This window comes from Qipengyuania gaetbuli (assembly GCF_020171365.1).
Lineage (GTDB): Bacteria > Pseudomonadota > Alphaproteobacteria > Sphingomonadales > Sphingomonadaceae > Qipengyuania > Qipengyuania gaetbuli_B.
On record NZ_JAIUZO010000001.1, the window covers coordinates 16104 to 33032 of the forward strand.

At 64.5% G+C, this 16929-nt stretch carries 15 protein-coding genes; 4 read left to right on the forward strand and 11 right to left on the reverse strand.

What is annotated here, in order from left to right; all coding sequences use genetic code 11:
* Positions 1-2: 2 nt before the first annotated feature.
* The 8 genes from LCL94_RS00070 to radA all read right to left on the reverse strand — a co-directional run bounded on the left by LCL94_RS00070 (position 3) and on the right by radA (position 8692).
* Entirely contained in the window at positions 3-1385 is a 1383-nt protein-coding gene (locus LCL94_RS00070) for a M20/M25/M40 family metallo-hydrolase (RefSeq protein ID WP_224830468.1), read from the reverse strand.
* A 37-nt stretch (positions 1386-1422) separates the two neighbouring features.
* The gene (proS, locus tag LCL94_RS00075; protein ID WP_224830469.1) at positions 1423-2964 is read right to left on the reverse strand and encodes a proline--tRNA ligase; all 1542 of its coding nucleotides are present in this window, start codon (positions 2962-2964) and stop codon (positions 1423-1425) included.
* Between the two features lie 48 nt (positions 2965-3012).
* Positions 3013-3561, reverse strand: coding sequence for a polyhydroxyalkanoate synthesis repressor PhaR (gene phaR / locus LCL94_RS00080; protein WP_222553322.1), 549 nt, complete (start codon positions 3559-3561; stop codon positions 3013-3015).
* Positions 3562-3637: 76 nt separating this feature from the next.
* Entirely contained in the window at positions 3638-4675 is a 1038-nt protein-coding gene (gene alr / locus LCL94_RS00085) for an alanine racemase (protein ID WP_224830470.1), read from the reverse strand.
* Positions 4668-6305, reverse strand: coding sequence for an MFS transporter (locus LCL94_RS00090; protein ID WP_224830471.1), 1638 nt, complete (start codon positions 6303-6305; stop codon positions 4668-4670). Before LCL94_RS00090 ends, alr begins: the two co-directional genes overlap by 8 nt.
* A 40-nt stretch (positions 6306-6345) precedes the next feature.
* Positions 6346-6774 (reverse strand): iron-sulfur cluster assembly scaffold protein, encoded by a 429-nt coding sequence (locus tag LCL94_RS00095; protein ID WP_224830472.1) that lies wholly within the window; start codon positions 6772-6774, stop codon positions 6346-6348.
* Positions 6771-7307: a CvpA family protein gene (locus LCL94_RS00100; RefSeq protein WP_224830473.1), complete on the reverse strand. Its 537-nt coding sequence runs from the start codon at positions 7305-7307 to the stop codon at positions 6771-6773. The genes LCL94_RS00095 and LCL94_RS00100 overlap by 4 nt, the downstream gene beginning before the upstream one ends.
* A gap of 17 nt (positions 7308-7324) precedes the next feature.
* Positions 7325-8692 carry a DNA repair protein RadA gene (gene radA / locus LCL94_RS00105; protein WP_224830474.1) on the reverse strand — a complete coding sequence of 456 codons (1368 nt, stop codon included), beginning with the start codon at positions 8690-8692 and terminating at the stop codon, positions 7325-7327.
* A gap of 71 nt (positions 8693-8763) precedes the next feature.
* Here radA and LCL94_RS00110 point away from each other — a divergent pair, with 71 nt between their 5' ends.
* Positions 8764-11079 (forward strand): patatin-like protein, encoded by a 2316-nt coding sequence (locus tag LCL94_RS00110; protein WP_224830475.1) that lies wholly within the window; start codon positions 8764-8766, stop codon positions 11077-11079.
* Position 11080: 1 nt separating this feature from the next.
* On the opposite strand, the gene LCL94_RS00115 is transcribed toward LCL94_RS00110, so the two are convergent.
* The 3 genes from LCL94_RS00115 to dnaK form a co-directional block, all read right to left on the reverse strand.
* Positions 11081-11968: an MBL fold metallo-hydrolase gene (locus LCL94_RS00115; RefSeq protein ID WP_224830476.1), complete on the reverse strand. Its 888-nt coding sequence runs from the start codon at positions 11966-11968 to the stop codon at positions 11081-11083.
* A gap of 61 nt (positions 11969-12029) precedes the next feature.
* Positions 12030-13154 (reverse strand): molecular chaperone DnaJ, encoded by a 1125-nt coding sequence (dnaJ, locus tag LCL94_RS00120; protein ID WP_160607123.1) that lies wholly within the window; start codon positions 13152-13154, stop codon positions 12030-12032.
* A gap of 67 nt (positions 13155-13221) precedes the next feature.
* Positions 13222-15147 (reverse strand): molecular chaperone DnaK, encoded by a 1926-nt coding sequence (dnaK, locus tag LCL94_RS00125; protein ID WP_224830477.1) that lies wholly within the window; start codon positions 15145-15147, stop codon positions 13222-13224.
* Between the two features lie 179 nt (positions 15148-15326).
* Here dnaK and LCL94_RS00130 point away from each other — a divergent pair, with 179 nt between their 5' ends.
* The 3 genes from LCL94_RS00130 to LCL94_RS00140 are packed head-to-tail and all read left to right on the forward strand — an operon-like array spanning position 15327 to position 16908.
* Entirely contained in the window at positions 15327-15806 is a 480-nt protein-coding gene (locus LCL94_RS00130) for a copper chaperone PCu(A)C (protein ID WP_224830478.1), read from the forward strand.
* Positions 15807-15865: 59 nt separating this feature from the next.
* On the forward strand, positions 15866-16339 hold the full coding sequence (locus tag LCL94_RS00135; protein ID WP_224830519.1) for a vgr related protein: 474 nt from the start codon (positions 15866-15868) through the stop codon (positions 16337-16339).
* On the forward strand, positions 16336-16908 hold the full coding sequence (locus LCL94_RS00140) for a hypothetical protein (protein ID WP_224830479.1): 573 nt from the start codon (positions 16336-16338) through the stop codon (positions 16906-16908). The genes LCL94_RS00135 and LCL94_RS00140 overlap by 4 nt, the downstream gene beginning before the upstream one ends.
* Positions 16909-16929 lie beyond the last annotated feature (21 nt).

Below are 16929 nucleotides of genomic sequence, written 5' to 3' on the forward strand. Positions count from 1 at the left end.
GCTTACTCGGTTTCACCCTCTGCCGCAGCAATTGGTGCGAATTGTCCGGCGGGCACGGCGCTGGCGAAGGGGCTGCAGGCTCCGCCGGAAGAGCAGGCGGCCACGCCGAAGATCCAGTCGTCGCCGCGCACCGGCTCGACATGGCTGAGCTTGCGGCCTTCCATGGACGTGCCTTCCCCGACAGGGGTTTCGAAAGACATGATCGCAACCTGGTCCTCGCGCCATGCGGGCTCGTCTGTCCGGCGCTTGCCGACGAGGTAGTAGCTCGCGCCCTTTACGCCCTGCCATTCGATCAGCGTGTCGGTGCGGACCGCAGCATTGGCAGTCACGACCGGCGGCTTGGGGGTGCTCGCCAACTTGTCGAGCGCACGGATGTTGAACTGCGTCACCTTGGCGAGATAGGGAAAATCCATCTCGTCGGGCGTGTCGCCGTAGACCGTGCCATCCTCGGTGCGCAGGTCCTGGTGCTGGTGCTCGTAATCCTCGACCGCGACGGTGATGCGCACGGCGGGATAGCCCTTTTCGAGGAAGGGGATCTGGTCGCCGCCCCGCCCCATGCGGTCGGTCCGCCAGATCTGGCGCACGTCGAGGCCGCCTTCGGCCTTGTCGGCAAGGCCATCGAGCCAGCGGGAAAGGTTGCGGCTCGGCGTATCGTTCTCGCCGCCTTCACGCCGCTGGGCAGCGCGCAGCTCCTCGGTCAGGTCGGCACGCGGGCCTTCGGAGAACACGCGCACGTGCTCGTCGTCGCAATATCCGTCACTGCCGCAGGACCCGCCGACGATATCGTTGTTGAGCACCGCCTTCACGTCCCAGCCTTGCTCTGCGGCATAATCCGCCATCAGGCGACCGCCGTAGAGGCCCTGTTCTTCGCCCGAGAGCAGCGCATAGACGATGGTGACGGGATAGCTGCGCTGCGACAGCTGCCGCGCCGCCTCAAGGACGAGCACGGTACCCGACCCGTCGTCGTTCGCGCCCGGCGCATCGACCTTCCAGTCGAGCGGATCGGAACCGCGGCTGTCGATATGGCCCTGGACGATCACGACCTCGTTGGGCCGTTCGGTCCCGCGCTGGATGGCGACTGCATTGCGCAGGCGCGTGGGCTGCGGAATGCGGCGGCCCTCGACCACGGTTTCAGGCGCCACGACTTCGAGGCAATCGCCGCAGGCAGCGCCGATCCGGCGGAATTCGGCAAGGCCCCAATCCACGGCAGCGCCGATGCCGCGCTTGGGATTGTCCTGTTCGGACAAGGTGTGGCGCGTCCCGAAACCGACCAGCGTGTCGATATCGGCACGAAGGCGCGCTTCGGAGACATCGGCAGCAGGATCGGTGTCCTGTGCAGCAATCGGGGAGGCAACGAGTGCGGCGAGAAGGGCGAGCTTTTTCATGCCCGCCTGTCTTCCGCAGAAGCGCGCTCAGATCAAGCTAGTATGCCTTGGCGAGCAGCACGCGCTCCACAGCCGGCTTGCCGGTGAAGATACACGCGCCGTCTGCGGGGCCCGAACCGATCGGGACATTGCGCATGGTCAGCTTGAGCGCCTTGAGGCGTTCGACGACCTGTTCCAGTTCCGCGCCGGTGGGCTTCGACCACTGGACCTCGACCCATCCCGGATAGCGGGACGCGGCGAAGAACTTCTCGACCTCGGCGAAATCGGTCACGCCGCGCGTGATGTTCGCCTCGCGGCGCTCCTGCGCTTCGGAGAAAATCGCCTCCTGCATATCGGCAAGAATGGCGGGGATGGTTTGCCCTGCTTCTTCGCGCGTCGGGGTCTGGAAATCGGGCTTGCCGGTCGCTTCGTCCCACAACCGGTCGCGGCGCAACAGGCTGACGACGCCGTTTTCCATGTCGCGGCCACCGACTTCGACGATGATCGGAGCACCCTTGCGCACCCAGTCCCAGCGCTTGGCGGCAGCCTTGCCCGGACGGGTGTCGAGCAGCACGCGCACCGGCTCACCAACGGCGAACTGGGCGGCGAGCGTTGCGCGCAGCGCTTCGCAGTATTCCACGAGCGCATCGTCTTCGGGCTTGTCGCGCAGCATGGGCAGGATAACGACCTGTTGCGGCGCGATCTTGGGCGGCAGGCGCAGGCCGTCATCATCGCCATGCGTCATGATGACGCCGCCCACCATGCGGGTCGAAACGCCCCAGCTGGTGGTGTGGCACAGGCTCTCGCCGCCTTCCTTGTTCTGGTACTTGATGCCGCTGGCATGAGCGAAGTTGGTGCCGAGATAGTGGCTGGTGCCAGCCTGCAGCGCCTTGCCGTCCTGCATCATGGCCTCGATCGACCAGGTCTCGACCGCGCCCGGGAAACGCTCGTTCTCGGGCTTTTCGCCGGCGATGACGGGCAGCGACAGGTCTTCTTCCGCAAAGGCGCGGTAGACTTCGAGCATGGTCAGCGTGTGTTCGCGCGCCTCGGCCTCGTCGGCATGAGCGGTGTGGCCTTCCTGCCAGAGGAATTCGCTGGTGCGCAGGAACATGCGGGTGCGCATTTCCCAGCGCACGACGTTGGCCCACTGGTTGAGCTTCAGCGGCAGGTCGCGCCAGCTCTGCACCCAGCGCGCCATGGCATCGCCGATGATCGTTTCCGAAGTCGGGCGAACGACCAGCGGCTCTTCCAGCTTCGCTTCGGGATCGGGGATCAGCCCACCTTCCGGCCCGGCAATCAGGCGGTGGTGCGTGACGACCGCCATCTCCTTGGCGAAACCTTCGACGTGTTCTGCCTCGCGCTCGAAATTCGACAGCGGAATGAAGATCGGGAAATAGGCGTTGGAATGGCCCGTCGCCTTGATGCGGTCATCCAGCAGGCGCTGCATGCGTTCCCAAATGCCGTAGCCCCACGGCCGGATGACCATGCAGCCGCGCACCCCCGATTCCTCGGCCATTTCGGCGGCGGAGATGACTTCCTGGTACCAGGCGGCGAAGTCGTCGGCGCGCTTGGTGTTCAAGGCATGGCGGATCTGGGCCACGGGGCAATTCCTGTATCTGGGTGGGTGTCGGCGCGCGGGCCGATGCAATTATTTGCCGAGTTCGTCCAGCTTCTTCTGCATGGCGGCCATCTGCTTGCGCATCTCGGCCAGTTCGTCGGCCTGGTCGGGCTTGGCCGGAGACTTGCGCGCCCCCGGGATCAGCGCCTCGGCGGCGTTCTGCATCATCTTGAAGTTCGCTTCCGCCATCTTGGCGAGCGGATTGGCCTCGATACCCTTGGCGAAGGCGGCTTGCAGCTGTTCGCGGTTCTTGCGGAAATTCGCCATGCTGGCTTCGAGATAGCTCGGCATCATCGACTGCATCGAATTGCCGTACATCGAAATGAGGTCGCGCAGGAAGCTGACCGGCAGCATCTGCTGCGATCCGTGGCTTTCCTCTTCCACGATGATCTGGGTCAGGATCGTATGGGTGATGTCGTCGCCGCTCTTGGCGTCGAGCACCTGGAAGTCGACATTCTCGCGGACCATCTTCGCCAGGTCGTCGAGCGTGATGTAGCTGGACGTGTCTGTGTTGTAGAGCCGACGGTTGGCGTACTTTTTGATCGTGATCGGTTCGCCTTCGGCGGTCCGCTTTGCCATGGATTGCTTCCCCCAATCTATTGTGCAGTGCAGCCCTGCTTAGCAGCCGCACAATGTGCAGCGCAACACGCGAGATTCATCGGGCGAAGCGGTGTCCCAGAATGGTCAGCAGTTCGTATTGGGAAACAGCGGTTTGCTGCGCAGCATCGGGCAGATAGTAGGGCAGTTCGACCCAGTCACCCTCCCCGATTTCGGGAGCTGTGCCGAGGTCGATGACGATCATGTCCATCGACACCTTGCCGAGGATGGGGAGCCTGCGTCCCTCGTGTTCGAACGCCGCCCCGCCCCATGCGCGCAATATGCCGTCGGCATAGCCGAGCGAAACGACGCCGGTGCGCATTGTGGCTTGCGCCGTGAAGGTGGCGTTGTAGCCCACCGTCTCGCCTGCTTCGATCGTCCGGGACTGGATGATCGCTGCTCGCGGAGTGGCGACCTGCCTGATCTGGCCTGCAAGCTCCTCGCGCGGGACCCCGCCATAGAGCGAGAGGCCCGGGCGGGTCAGGTCGAAATGATAGTCCGTCCCAAGGGCAATGCCGGCGCTGTTGGCAAGGCTCTTCGCCTTGTGCGGGATCCGCTGCGCCACGGCGTCGAACCGGTCGCGCTGGGCCGCGTTCATCGGGCTGTCCTCGTCCGCGCAGGCGAGATGGCTCATGAGGACCTCGACCTGCAACGAACGGATCACCGGGTCGGCAGCCTCGGCAGCGCTGATGCCGAGCCGGTTGATGCCCGTGTCCACCATGAGATGGCAGGCACCGCCGCCGCTCTCGCTCCACAGCCTCGCCTGCCTGAGGGAATCGATCACCGGCCTCACGCCCGTTTGCCTTGCGAAGGCCGCATCGGCGGCGCTCTGGGGGCCGTGCAGCACGGCAACCTGTTCGGGCGGCACGTGAGCGATGACCGCAGGAACTTCGGACCAGTGTGCTACGAAGAAGTCGCGGCAACCCGCATCGCGCAGGACCGGCACACAGTGTTCGACGCCCAGGCCGTAGCAATTTGCCTTAACTGCCGCCCCGGCACGCGCGGCCCCGCTCAACCGGTCGAGCGTGCACCAGTTGTGCGCCAGCGCCTCGCGATCGATATCGAGCCGGAGTGTGGGCGGCGGAAGCTCAGCCATTGGCCTCTTCAAAGTCCTTCGGCGGGCCGTCCGGAATGCCCCACCACGCGACCACCAGGCCGAAAGCGACAATGGCGATCGTGTACCACAGGCCCGAATAGACATCGCCCGTCATGGCCACGATGTAGCCGGCAATCAGCGGCAGGAACCCGCCGAGGTAGCCTGCGCCGATGTGGTAGGGGATGGACATGGAACTGTAGCGGATGCGCGCGGGGAACATCTCGCACAGCTGAGCCGCGACCGAGCCATAGGTCAGGGCCGACAGCATTCCGCAGACCAGGAGCAGGCCGATGATGCCGAGAATGCTGGACATCGGCGGGGACTGCCGTTCGAAACTGTAGCCGCCCTCTTCCAGCCAACCCTGGATTGTCGCGCGCCGGTCTGCATCGACCAGCGGGGCATAGCTGTGGCGCGTTTCGCCAACGCCGATCTCGGCAGCCACTTCGTCCGTCGCCGACGCGCCGGTGTCGATCGTATAGGGCACGCCCAGCGCCGTCAGGTCTTGCAGCACGCGGCCGCAGGCGCTCGCCTGCACTTCTGCAAAAGGATCGTAGTCGCACTCGAGGCCGCTGACCGTGACCGGTGCCGCCTTGGCGCTGGCCGACAGGCCCGGGTTCGCAAGCGCTCCCATCCCCCAGAACACGGGGAACAGCAGCACGAGCGAGGCAATCGCGCCGATGATGATCGGCTTCTTGCGCCCCACGCGGTCGGACCATTTGCCGACCATGATGTAGAACGCCATCGAGATGGTGCCAGCGATCAGCAGCATCCATTCGACGATGCCTTCCTCGACCCGCATCGGGCCACGCAGGAACGACAGGCCCGAGAAGAACGCCGTGTACCAGATCGTCGTCAGGATGCCCGTGATGCCGAACAGCGCGACGAAGATGCGCTTCGGATTACCCGGATAGGTCATGCTTTCCTTGAACGGGTTGGCCGAAGTCTCGCCCGCTTCCTTCATCGCCTGGAACACCGGGCTTTCGGACAGCTTCAAGCGCATCCACAAGGAGATGCCGAGCAGGATGATCGAGAGCAGGAAGGGGATACGCCAGCCCCATGCCGCGAAATCTTCCGCCGGGATCAGCGCCCGGCAGGCGAGGACCACGATGATCGACAGGACGAAACCGCCGACCACGCTTGCCTGGATGAAGCTGGTGTAGAAGCCGCGCTTTTCCGGCGGGGCATGTTCGGCAACGTAGATCGCCGCGCCGCCATATTCACCGCCCAGCGCCAGCCCTTGCAGGATGCGCAGTCCGATGACGATGATCGGGGCGGCAATACCGATGCTCGCGGCGCTGGGGATCAAGCCCACGCCCGCGGTCGCGATGCCCATCAGCGTTACGGTGACGAGGAAGGTATATTTGCGCCCGAGCCTGTCGCCAAGGAAGCCGAACAGGATCGCGCCAAGCGGGCGGAAACCGAAACCGACGGCGAAACCTGCCCAGACCAGCAGGACCTGCAGCGTCTCGTTGTCGCTCGGGAAAAAGGCAGCGCCGATCAGGCCGGCCAGCGTTCCGTAGATGAAGAAATCATACCATTCGAAAATCGTGCCGGCGCTGCTGGCGGCGATGACGAGACGGATTTCCTTTTCGGTCGGCTCCCTTTGCAGAGCCCCCTCACCTGCGGACATGCTTGCGCTCCCCTTCCAGTTCTCTCGAGCGAAGCGCGGTTTAGCGGGCGTCGCCAGCCTTGCCTAGCGCGTCCACCGCCGCTCTCCACGGCAGCAGGATCGCGCCATGGCGACCGGGATACTCTTTTGCCGGAACCAGCATCTCCAAGTCGGGCCACTCCGGCAGCGGCCCGTTGCCCGAAAGCCAGTCCTCGATATCGGACGGCATGGCCATCAACCGGTCGCGGCCCGCATCGCCGCAATGCCGTGCGAATATCGCACAGGCTGCCTGCCCCACGGCACAGGCCGTTACCTTCAGGCCGGGAGCGGTGAATGCGGGGTCGGCGGAAAGCGAAAGCGTGCTGCCGCAGCTGCGCGAGCGGCTCTCACCCTGCAGCGGCGCATCGGGATTGTAGGGGTATCGCGCCAGCTCGACCGCGAGAGACAGAAGAGCGGGTGAATAGAGTGCCCCGCCCGCTGCGGCGCTCACTCTTCCGTGACCTCTTCCGCGGCCCGTTCTTCGCCGAGCAGGCGGGCGCGGCGTTCGGCGAGTACTTCGACGAGCGTACGCGAGCCGCCGTCGACCAGTTCATAGCTGCGCGCGGTCGTGATCCATGCCGGACGGCCGCGATAATCCCACACGCTATCATAGCCGAGCACCAGCAGCGAGAAGGCGATGACGACGATAACCACGCCCTTCAGCGCGCCGAAACCGAAGCCGAGCACGCGGTCGATCGGGCCGAGGACGGAACCGCGCGAGGCCTTGCCGACGTTGTTGGCGATGACCTTCATCGCGGCATAGGGGATCAGCAGCAGCAGTGCGAAGGCGAGGACCGAGGTCGCAATCCCCTGCCCCAGGAAGTCCTGCATGGCGAGCGTCAGCGGCGTGTGCAGGAAACGGATCGCAAATGCGGCAAGGACCCAGGCGGCGAGCGACAGGACTTCCTGCATGAAACCACGCATGAAGCCGCCCACTGCGGCCACTCCCACGATCAGGAGAACGATGAAGTCAAAACCCGTCATAGACCCGAGGGCAGTGCTTATTGCGTCCCTATAATCCGGTCAACGAGGTTGGAGAGTTGTCCCAAGCCCGAGTAATCGAGTTCTGCCGAGCCGGTCTTTGCATCGGACGGACCGAAACCGCGCCCGAAGCCGAGCTTGGCAGCTTCGCGCAAGCGGACATTGCCATGCGCGACGGGCCGCACTTCGCCCGCAAGACTTACCTCGCCCAGCCAGACGCTGCGATCGGGTAGCGGCTTGTCTGCCAGCGCGCTGACGAGGGCGGCGGCAACGGCAAGGTCGGCGGCAGGGTCCGACAGGCGATACCCGCCCGCGACATTGAGATAGACTTCCGCCGAGCTGAAATTTAGCCCGCAGCGCGATTCCAGCACGGCCAGCAGCATGGCAAGGCGGCCATTGTCCCATCCGACTACCGCGCGGCGCGGCGTAGCGCCCGATTGCAGGCGCACGATAAGGGCCTGGATTTCTACCAGGACCGGCCGTGTTCCCTCCATCGCCGGAAACACCGCGCTGCCCGCCATGGGCCGGTCGCGTTCCGACAGGAACAGCATCGAGGGATTCTCGACCTCTTCCAGCCCCTCGCTCGCCATGGAGAAGACGCCGATTTCGTCGACTGCGCCGAAGCGGTTCTTGAGCGCACGCAGGATGCGGTACTGGTGCGAGCGTTCGCCTTCGAAGCTCATCACCACGTCGACCATGTGTTCGAGCACGCGCGGGCCGGCGATACTGCCATCCTTGGTCACGTGCCCGACGAGCACCAGCGCCACGCCGTTCTCCTTGGCGTAGCGGATCAGTTCGAACGCGCACCCCCGCACCTGGCTGACCGTTCCGGGCGCACCCTCGATCGTGTCGGAATGCATCGTCTGGATGGAATCGATCACGAGGAACTTGGGCGGGGCCATCGTGCCAAGCGTAGTCAGGATGTCGCGCACGCCGGTCGCCGCGGCCAGTTTCACGGGTGCATCGGACAGGCCGAGCCGCGATGCGCGCATCCGTACCTGTCCGGCCGCTTCTTCGCCGCTCACATAGACGACGCCGTGCCCTTCCCGCGCGACCTTTGCCGCGGCCTGCAAAAGCAGTGTCGATTTGCCGATGCCGGGATCGCCGCCCATCAGGATCGCGCTGCCCGGCACGAGGCCGCCGCCAAGGGCCCGGTCGAATTCGGCAAGGCCGGTCTTCTGGCGAACGGGCATTTCGCCCGGTTTGTCGAGGTCGACGAATTCCACCGCGCGACCGCCGCTCGACAGATCGTGCTTCAGCGAGAAGACCGTCGCGGGCGCATCTTCGACCAGCGTGTTCCATTCCGCGCAATCGGCGCACTGGCCCTGCCAGCGGTGCGAAACACCGCCACAGGCCTGACAGACATAGCGTTTCTTGGGTTTAGCCATCCACAAGAGCTAGCCGGAACATTTGAGGAACGCAATTGCCAATCCATGCGATGATGTGCACAAGGATGGCGATGCGGCAGAAGGAACTGAGGATCGCGCTCGTCTGCTACGGCGGGGTCAGCCTGGCGGTCTATATGCACGGCGTCACGCGGGAGCTGTGGCACCTCGCCCGTGCGAGCCGCGATTACCATTCCGGCGTAGCGCCGCGCAGAGGAGTGGACGGGGTCTACACCGAACTGCTGGCCGCCATCGAAGACAAGCACGCCCTGCGGCTGCGCGTCGTGCCCGACATCATGAGCGGGGCCAGTGCGGGCGGCATCAACGCGGTGTTCCTCGCGCAGGCTATCCATTCGGGGCAGAGCCTGGAGCCGCTGACCGACCTGTGGCTGGAAGTCGCCGATGTCGACATCCTCACCGATCCCGATGCCAAGCTGCGCTGGCGCGGCGGCAAGATCTGGGCGCAGCCGGTCGCCAGCTTCATCCTTAGCCGTCCGGGTACCGAACTGGCCGAGCAGGTCGCGCCGGAAACCCGCGCAGAGGTGCGGCGCAAGGTATCGCACCTAATCCGTGGCCGCTGGTTCGAGCCGCCCTTTTCGGGGCTCGGCTTTTCCAAGCTGTTGGAGCGTGCATTCACCGCCATGGCGGCCGCGCCGCACGAGGCACCGCTCCTGCCGCCGGGCCACCCGCTCGACCTCTTCGTTACGACGACGGACTTCCACGGCTATCGCGAACTGCTGCGGCTCAACAGCCCCGCGGTGGTGGAGGATACGGAGCACCGCCTGCCCATTGCGCTGAGGGCCAAGACCCCGCTCGAAGGCGGGCACGATCTGGCCAACCCGCTGGAACTGGTCTTTGCCGCCCGCGCGACGGCGAGTTTCCCCGGCGCCTTCCCTCCGCTGAGGGTCAAGGAAATCGACCTGCTAGCCGCCGAAACCGGCAGGCACTGGCCGGGCAAGGCGGAATTCCTCGACCGGATCATGCCGGTCCATGTGATGCGCGGGGAGACGCAGAATGTCTCGCTGATTGACGGGTCGGTGCTCGTCAACAAGCCTTTCGCCGGGGCGATGACGGCGCTGCGTGGCCGTCCTGCCCAGCGCGAGGTCGATCGCCGCTTCGTCTATGTCGATCCGCGTCCCGAGGGCTTGAACCCTCGTGATGAAAGGCTGGCGCGCGATGTCGGTTTCTTCTCCGCCATCTTCGGCTCGCTATCCACGATCCCGCGCGAACAGCCGATCCGCGACAACCTCGAACAGCTGCAGGAACAGAGCCGGGAGGCGGAACGGCTCGGTCGTATTGTCGCAGCGCTCCGGCCCGAGGTCGACGCCACGGTCGAGCGCCTGTTCGGACGGACCCTGTTCCTCGACCGTCCGACGCCAAAGCGGCTCAAGGCATGGCGGCAGAAGGCCCAGCAGGCAGCCGCGCAGCAGGCGGGGTATGCCTTCCACTCCTATGCGCAGGCCAAGTTCAGCGGGATCGTGACGCGGCTTGCGCGGCTCGCTTATGAGGTGGCGCCTTCGCTCCACCTGCCCGATCCCCTTGCAGTCGAGGAAGTGCTGCGGGAAGAACTGGGCCGCCGCGGCCTGGTGAAATTGTCGGAAGGCACTTCCGGTGCAACGCCCGAGGCAATCGGCTTCTTCCGCGAGCACGACATCGGTTTCCGCATCCGCCGCCTGCGTTTGCTGGCTCGCCGGCTCGCCCGCGACTGGGAGGCCGATCCCGACATCCCGGACGATGCGCTGGAGAAAGGTCGCGACGCGATCTACGCGATCCTCGCGCTCTATTTCGAGAAGGAAGGTGTTGCCTCGCTCGGCGACGATTTCGGGGACGTGGCGCAGCATGTCCTCGCCGATCCGGGGCGGCTGCTCGACACGCTGGATGCCAAGCGCCACCTGATCGAAACAGACGATGAGGCGGAAGTCATGCTGGCCGATGCACTCGAACTGATGCCGGCAAACCTCAAGCGGCGCATGCTGTTCGCCTATCTCGGCTTCCCGTTTTACGACGTTGCCACCTTGCCGCTGCTGCGCAACGAAGGGCTGACCGAATTCGATCCGGTCAAGGTGGACCGCATCAGCCCAGACGATGCGCGCAGCATACGCGACGGTGGCACCTCGGCCACCCTGCGCGGCATCGAGTTCTACAATTTCGGCGCGTTCTTCAGCCGCTCCTATCGCGAAAACGATTACCTGTGGGGCCGCCTCCATGGAGCGGAACGGATGATCGATCTTGTATGCTCCACCATGGAGCACGAGCATGACGAACCGCTGCTGCGCGCCTTCAAGCGCAAGGCGTTTCTCGCCATCCTCGACGAGGAATATGCCTCCGGACGATGTGCGCGCAGCCTGCTCGACGAAGTTCGCGCCGAGGTGCTGGAACGGGTCGTCTGACCTATTCCGCCTCGAGGCTCTGGTAGATCGCGCTGACGAAGGCATCGGGGCCGATGAACCCCTCGCCCCGGTTGAACCCGGCCAGAGGCTTGGCAGCGACCGCTTCTTCCACGCTGGCACCGCCATCCTTCAGCGTGCGAACCAGCGCGACTGCTTCGCCGATCATCGCGCGGTAGGCGACGAGGCCCGCCTTGTCGCTCATCGGGCCGTGGCCCGGAATGACCTGCGTCTTGTCGTCGATCGCCCTGATGACCGTGTCGAGCGAGGTTATGGCATGGAGCACGTTGCCGCCCGATTCCAGGTCGATGAAGGGATAGCCCGGGCTGTTGAAATAGAGATCGCCCATGTGGACGATGTTGTCTTCCTTCCAGAACACCACGCTGTCGCCATCGGTGTGCCCGCCGCCGACGAACATTACGTCGATCGTGTCGCCGTTGCGATGCATGCGTACGCCCTGTTCATAGGTCACCACGGGTAGCGCCGCAGCGGGTGCGGGCGGGACCTCGAAGCGCCCGGAGCTTCCCTCAATCATGCGCGCGCGCACGTTGTGATGCGCGAAGATGAGCGCGCCCTTCTCGCCGAAATTCTCGTTCCCGCCGGTATGGTCGAAATGCCAGTGCGTGTTGATGACGAAGGCCGGGGGCGATGCACCGAGCGCCGTAACTGCCGCCTCGATCTTCTCGCTGAGCGGGGCGAACTGGTCGTCGATCAGGATGGTGCCGTCCTCGCCATGGCTGACCCCGATATTGCCGCCTGCGCCGAACAGCACTGCGATGCCGGGCGCGAGCTGCTGCGCCTTGATTTCCACTTGGCTGAAATCGCGCTGGGCATGAACGGGCGAGGCAAGGAGCACGGCTGCCCCTGCCAGAATGATGGCTTTGCTGTTCATGAAGTCTCCCCTTTCGCAGCGACGCTAGAGGGGAGCAATCAACCTGTCGAGCCTGCGCGGATCAACCGCCGAAAGCGTCCTTCAGCTTGTCGAAGAAGCTGCGACTTTCCGGGCATTCGTCGCCGGTTTCCAGTTCGCGGAACTGTTCGAGCAGCGCGCGCTGTTCCTTGGTCAGCTTCGTCGGAGTTTCGACCGCGATTTCCACGACCATGTCGCCGCGCCCGCGTCCCTGGAGGACCGGCATGCCTGCACCGCGCTGGCGCAGCTGCTTGCCCGACTGGATGCCCGCCGGGATTTCCAGCGTGAGTTCTTCACCGTCGAGGCCGGGTATCTCGATCGAACCGCCGAGGGCCGCCTTGGTGAAGCTGATCGGCACGCGGGTCGCCAGCGTGGTCCCTTCGCGCACGAAGATCGGGTGCTGCTTTACATGGACGAAGATGTAGAGGTCGCCGGGGGCCGCACCGCGCGGACCGGCCTCGCCCTTGCCCGACAGGCGGATGCGGGTACCGGTATCGACGCCGGGCGGAATGTCGATCTGCAGCTTCTGCGGACGGTCGACCTGCCCTTCCCCGCGGCAATCGCGGCAGGGGCTGGTGATAATCTCGCCCGCACCGTGACAGTTGGGACAGGGCCGTTCGACGACGAAGAAGCCCTGCTTTGCGCGGACCTTGCCCTGGCCGGCGCACAGATTGCAGGTGCGCTTCTGCGTGCCCGGCGTAGCGCCCGAACCCTGGCAGGTGTCGCAGGTCTGGCTGACCTCGATCTCGATTTCGGAAGACTTGCCGTGGAAGGCCTCTTCCAGCGTGACTTCCATGTCGTAGCGCAGGTCTGCGCCGCGGCGTGCCTGGGCACGGCCACCGCCACCGAATGCGCTGCCGAAAATGGTCTCGAAGATATCGCCGATGTCGCCGAAATCGGCACCCGGATGGCCGCCGCCACCGCCGTTCATGCCTTGCGTGAAGGCGGCATGGCCGAAGCGGTCGTAGGCCGCTCGCTTCTGCGGGTCCTTGAGGCAGTCGTAAGCTTCGGAGACGGCCTTGAACTTGGCCTCGTTCTCCTTGCAGCCCTGGTTACGGTCGGGATGGTATTTCATCGCGAGCTTGCGATAGGCGGACTTGATCGTCGCCCCGTCGGCATCGCGGCTCACCCCGAGCTGCTCGTAATAGTCGATATCGGTCGCTGACATGGTTCAAATGCCTAGCCGCCACCGGGGCCAAAGGGCACCGGCGGCGACGAGGCTTTCATCAACAGTCTCAGTTCTTCGCGTCTTCGTCGACTTCGGAGAATTCGGCATCGACGACGTCTTCGTCGCTGCCTGCATCGCCGCTGTCGCCGGCCGGAGCTTCGGAGGAAGCTTTGGCCTGCTCCTGCTCGTAGATGGACTGGCCCATCTTCATGGCCGACTGCGAAAGCTCCTGCGCCTTGGCATTGATGTCTGCTGCATCATCGCCTTCGAGCGCGGTCTTGAGCGCTGCGACCTTTTCTTCGACTTCGCTCTTCAGCGAAGCGTCGATCTTGTCGCCGTGCTCTTCGAGCTGCTTTTCGGTTGCGTGGACGAGGCTGTCGGCCTGGTTGCGGGCTTCGGCACCTTCGCGGCGCTTCTTGTCCTCGTCGGCGAACTTCTCTGCGTCCTGCACCATCTGCTCGATATCGGCGTCGGTGAGACCACCGGAGGCCTGGATGCGGATCTGCTGTTCCTTGCCGGTACCCTTGTCCTTGGCCGACACGTTGACGATGCCGTTGGCGTCGATGTCGAAAGTGACCTCGACCTGCGGAACGCCGCGCGGCGCGGGCGGGATGCCGACCAGGTCGAACTGGCCGAGCAGCTTGTTGTCCGCGGCCATTTCACGTTCGCCCTGAAACACGCGGATCGTCACGGCCTGCTGGTTGTCTTCAGCGGTCGAGTAAGTCTGCGTCTTCTTGGTCGGGATCGTGGTGTTGCGGTCGATCATGCGGGTGAACACGCCGCCCAGCGTCTCGATGCCGAGTGACAGCGGGGTCACGTCGAGCAGCAGCACATCCTTGACGTCGCCCTGAAGGACGCCGGCCTGGATGGCGGCACCCATGGCCACCACTTCATCGGGGTTCACGCCGGTGTGCGGCTTGGAACCGAAGAAGCCTTCGACCACTTCGCGCACCTTGGGCATGCGGGTCATCCCGCCGACCATGATGACTTCGTCGATCTCGTCCTTCGTGACGCCGGCATCGGCCAGTGCCTTCTTGCACGGTTCGAGCGTGCGCTGGATGAGGTCGCCGACCATCTTTTCGAGGTCCGAACGGCTGATCGTTTCGACCAGGTGCAGCGGGGTGGACGAGCCACCTTCCATGCGGGCGGTGATGAAGGGCAGGTTGACTTCGGTGGTCTGGGCCGAGCTCAGCTCGATCTTGGCCTTTTCCGCCGCTTCCTTCAGGCGCTGCAGAGCGAGCTTGTCGCTCTTCAGGTCCATGTTTTCCTTCTTCTTGAACTGGTCGGCCAGCCATTCGACGATCGCGCTGTCGAAGTCTTCGCCGCCCAGAAATGTGTCGCCATTGGTCGACTTCACTTCGAAGACGCCGTCACCGATCTCGAGGATCGAGACGTCGAAGGTGCCGCCGCCGAGGTCGTAGACGGCAATCGTCTTGCCATCGTCCTTCTCGAGGCCATAGGCCAGCGCGGCCGCGGTCGGCTCGTTGATGATGCGCAGCACTTCGAGACCGGCGATCTGGCCGGCGTCCTTGGTCGCCTGGCGCTGCGCGTCGTTGAAGTATGCCGGAACGGTAATGACGGCCTGCGTCACGGTTTCGCCGAGATAGCTTTCGGCGGTTTCCTTCATCTTCTGCAGGATGAAGGCCGAGATCTGCGAGGGGCTGTAGTCTTCGCCGCCGGCCTTGACCCATGCGTCGCCGTTCTTGCCCTTGACGATGTCATAGGGGACCAGCTCGGTGTCCTTCTTGGTCACCGGGTCGTCGAAGCGGCGGCCGATCAGGCGCTTGACCGCGAAAACCGTGTTGTCGGGATTGGTGACCGCCTGGCGCTTGGCAGGCTGGCCGATCAGGCGCTCGCCATCCTTGGTGAAGGCGACGATCGAGGGCGTCGTGCGCGCGCCTTCGGAATTCTCGATGACCTTGGGCTTTCCGCCGTCCATCACGGCAACGCAGCTGTTGGTGGTGCCGAGGTCGATACCGATTACTTTAGCCATGGTTTCCCCATAAGTTTCACATTGTTGGACACCGCGCGATTGGATCCCCACGAAGGGCGGAACCGGTCGGCGGCTCGTTCGGGTGGTGTGTTACTCAGGCGATATAGGTGCGGTTTCGCTTGGCACAAGGGAGGTCCCCCGCTAGTTTTTTCGGTCTCAGACAGGAGGGAAAATTACCGATGATGAAACCCGTTTTTGCCGCCATGATGCTCGCCGGGACCAGCCTGGGCCTCGCCGCCTGCGGTGGTGCAGAGACCGAAGCGCCCGCCGCAACCGATGATGCCGCCGGCCTCGAAATCGCCAATGCACGCATGGTCCTGCCTGCTGTCGCCGGCAATCCTGCCGCGATCTATTTCGACCTCAAGAACAATGGCGAGCGCGGCGTGGCCGTGCGCAAGGCCGAAGTCGCCGGTGCCGGCAAGACCGAAGTCCACGGCACGATGGAATGGGACGGCAAGATGGAAATGAGCGAGACGGGACCGCAGGCCGTGCAGCCCGGCGAAACGCTCAAGTTCGAACCCGGCGGCCTGCACGTCATGGTGTTCGATCTCTCGCCCGATCTCGTCTCGGGCAGTGAAACCGCGATGACCCTGACCGTCGCCGGCGGCAAGGCCGCGACCTTCAACGTTCCGATCCAGGAAGCCGGGGACGATCGCTGAACGACTTGCGCGACACGCTCGGGGTCGAAAGCCACACCGCCGCTTCCGCGACTTGCGAGATCGGCGGGCAGCGGGCGCTGACCCCGGGCGAAGTCGCGCTTGCCCGCAGCGTGTTCGGGGATGCCATAGACTATGCCCGCGTGACCGTGCGCCGGCGCAAGTGGTTCCCCTTCCAGCCACGCCGCGTCACCATGGCGCCGCGCGGGCATCTGCATTTCCATCCACGCTCGGAAAACTACTGCGACGATTTCTCGCACGCCAATGTGCTGCGCCAGGGCCTTTTCATCCACGAGATGGTGCATGTCTGGCAGGTCCAGACCCTCGGCCAGTGGTATCTCGTGACAAGGCGGATGCCCTGGGCGCGCTATGACTACAGCCTCAAGCCGGGATGGAAGCTGGAACGCTATGGCATCGAACAACAGGCCGAAATCGTGAAGCACGCCTTCTGGCTGCGGAATGGCATCAAGGTCGCCGGTGTCGCCGATGCGGCCCCTTACGAAATGCTCGTTAGATTTGCCGGGGCGGACGCATGACCGAGTTCGAATTCGTCTTCCTGCTTTATGCCCTGCTGCTGGGCCTTTCGCTGATCGAATTGCTGGCCGGCATGGGCCGCGCGCTGGAACTCAAGTTCGCCAGCGACGCCGGAGGCCAGAGCTTCAAGATTGGGTGGTTGACCCCGGCCCTTGCGGTTTTCGTGATGCTGGACCTGTTGAGCTTCTGGATCTTCGCATGGCGCGTGCGTGACCTCATGACGGTCAGTGCATTCTCGCTCCTTGCGGTAATGATGTTCGCCTCGTCCTATTACCTTGCCGCGCGGCTCGTTTTCCCGAGCGAACCCGACCGCTTCGCCGATCTCGATACGCATTACCAGAGGGTGAAAGGTGTGGTCATGGCTATCCTGATCGCCCTGGTCGGGGTGCAATGGCTCTACCTGCTTTCTATCGAGAGCATCCGCGCCGGCCTGCTGACACCGCTCGCCGCGGGCATGACGCTGTTACTGGTCGGACTGATGGCGGCGATGATCTTCGTCCGCTCTCCTCGCTGGAGCCTGATACTGCTCCTCTTGCTGGTGGCGCGGTACCTCGTCATTTACGCGATCTGATCCTCGACAGGCACTGCGCGT

What these genes read in the sequence shown, in the direction of transcription:
- LCL94_RS00070 (WP_224830468.1), bottom strand. Translation starts at nt 1,385, where the DNA reads ATGAAAAAGCTCGCCCTTCTCGCCGCACTCGTTGCCTCCCCGATTGCT.
- phaR (WP_222553322.1), bottom strand. Translation starts at nt 3,561, where the DNA reads ATGGCAAAGCGGACCGCCGAAGGCGAACCGATCACGATCAAAAAGTAC.
- alr (WP_224830470.1), bottom strand. Translation starts at nt 4,675, where the DNA reads ATGGCTGAGCTTCCGCCGCCCACACTCCGGCTCGATATCGATCGCGAG.
- LCL94_RS00090 (WP_224830471.1), bottom strand. Translation starts at nt 6,305, where the DNA reads ATGTCCGCAGGTGAGGGGGCTCTGCAAAGGGAGCCGACCGAAAAGGAA.
- LCL94_RS00100 (WP_224830473.1), bottom strand. Translation starts at nt 7,307, where the DNA reads ATGACGGGTTTTGACTTCATCGTTCTCCTGATCGTGGGAGTGGCCGCA.
- radA (WP_224830474.1), bottom strand. Translation starts at nt 8,692, where the DNA reads ATGGCTAAACCCAAGAAACGCTATGTCTGTCAGGCCTGTGGCGGTGTT.
- LCL94_RS00110 (WP_224830475.1), top strand. Translation starts at nt 8,764, where the DNA reads ATGCGGCAGAAGGAACTGAGGATCGCGCTCGTCTGCTACGGCGGGGTC.
- LCL94_RS00115 (WP_224830476.1), bottom strand. Translation starts at nt 11,968, where the DNA reads ATGAACAGCAAAGCCATCATTCTGGCAGGGGCAGCCGTGCTCCTTGCC.
- dnaJ (WP_160607123.1), bottom strand. Translation starts at nt 13,154, where the DNA reads ATGTCAGCGACCGATATCGACTATTACGAGCAGCTCGGGGTGAGCCGC.
- dnaK (WP_224830477.1), bottom strand. Translation starts at nt 15,147, where the DNA reads ATGGCTAAAGTAATCGGTATCGACCTCGGCACCACCAACAGCTGCGTT.
- LCL94_RS00130 (WP_224830478.1), top strand. Translation starts at nt 15,327, where the DNA reads ATGATGAAACCCGTTTTTGCCGCCATGATGCTCGCCGGGACCAGCCTG.
- LCL94_RS00140 (WP_224830479.1), top strand. Translation starts at nt 16,336, where the DNA reads ATGACCGAGTTCGAATTCGTCTTCCTGCTTTATGCCCTGCTGCTGGGC.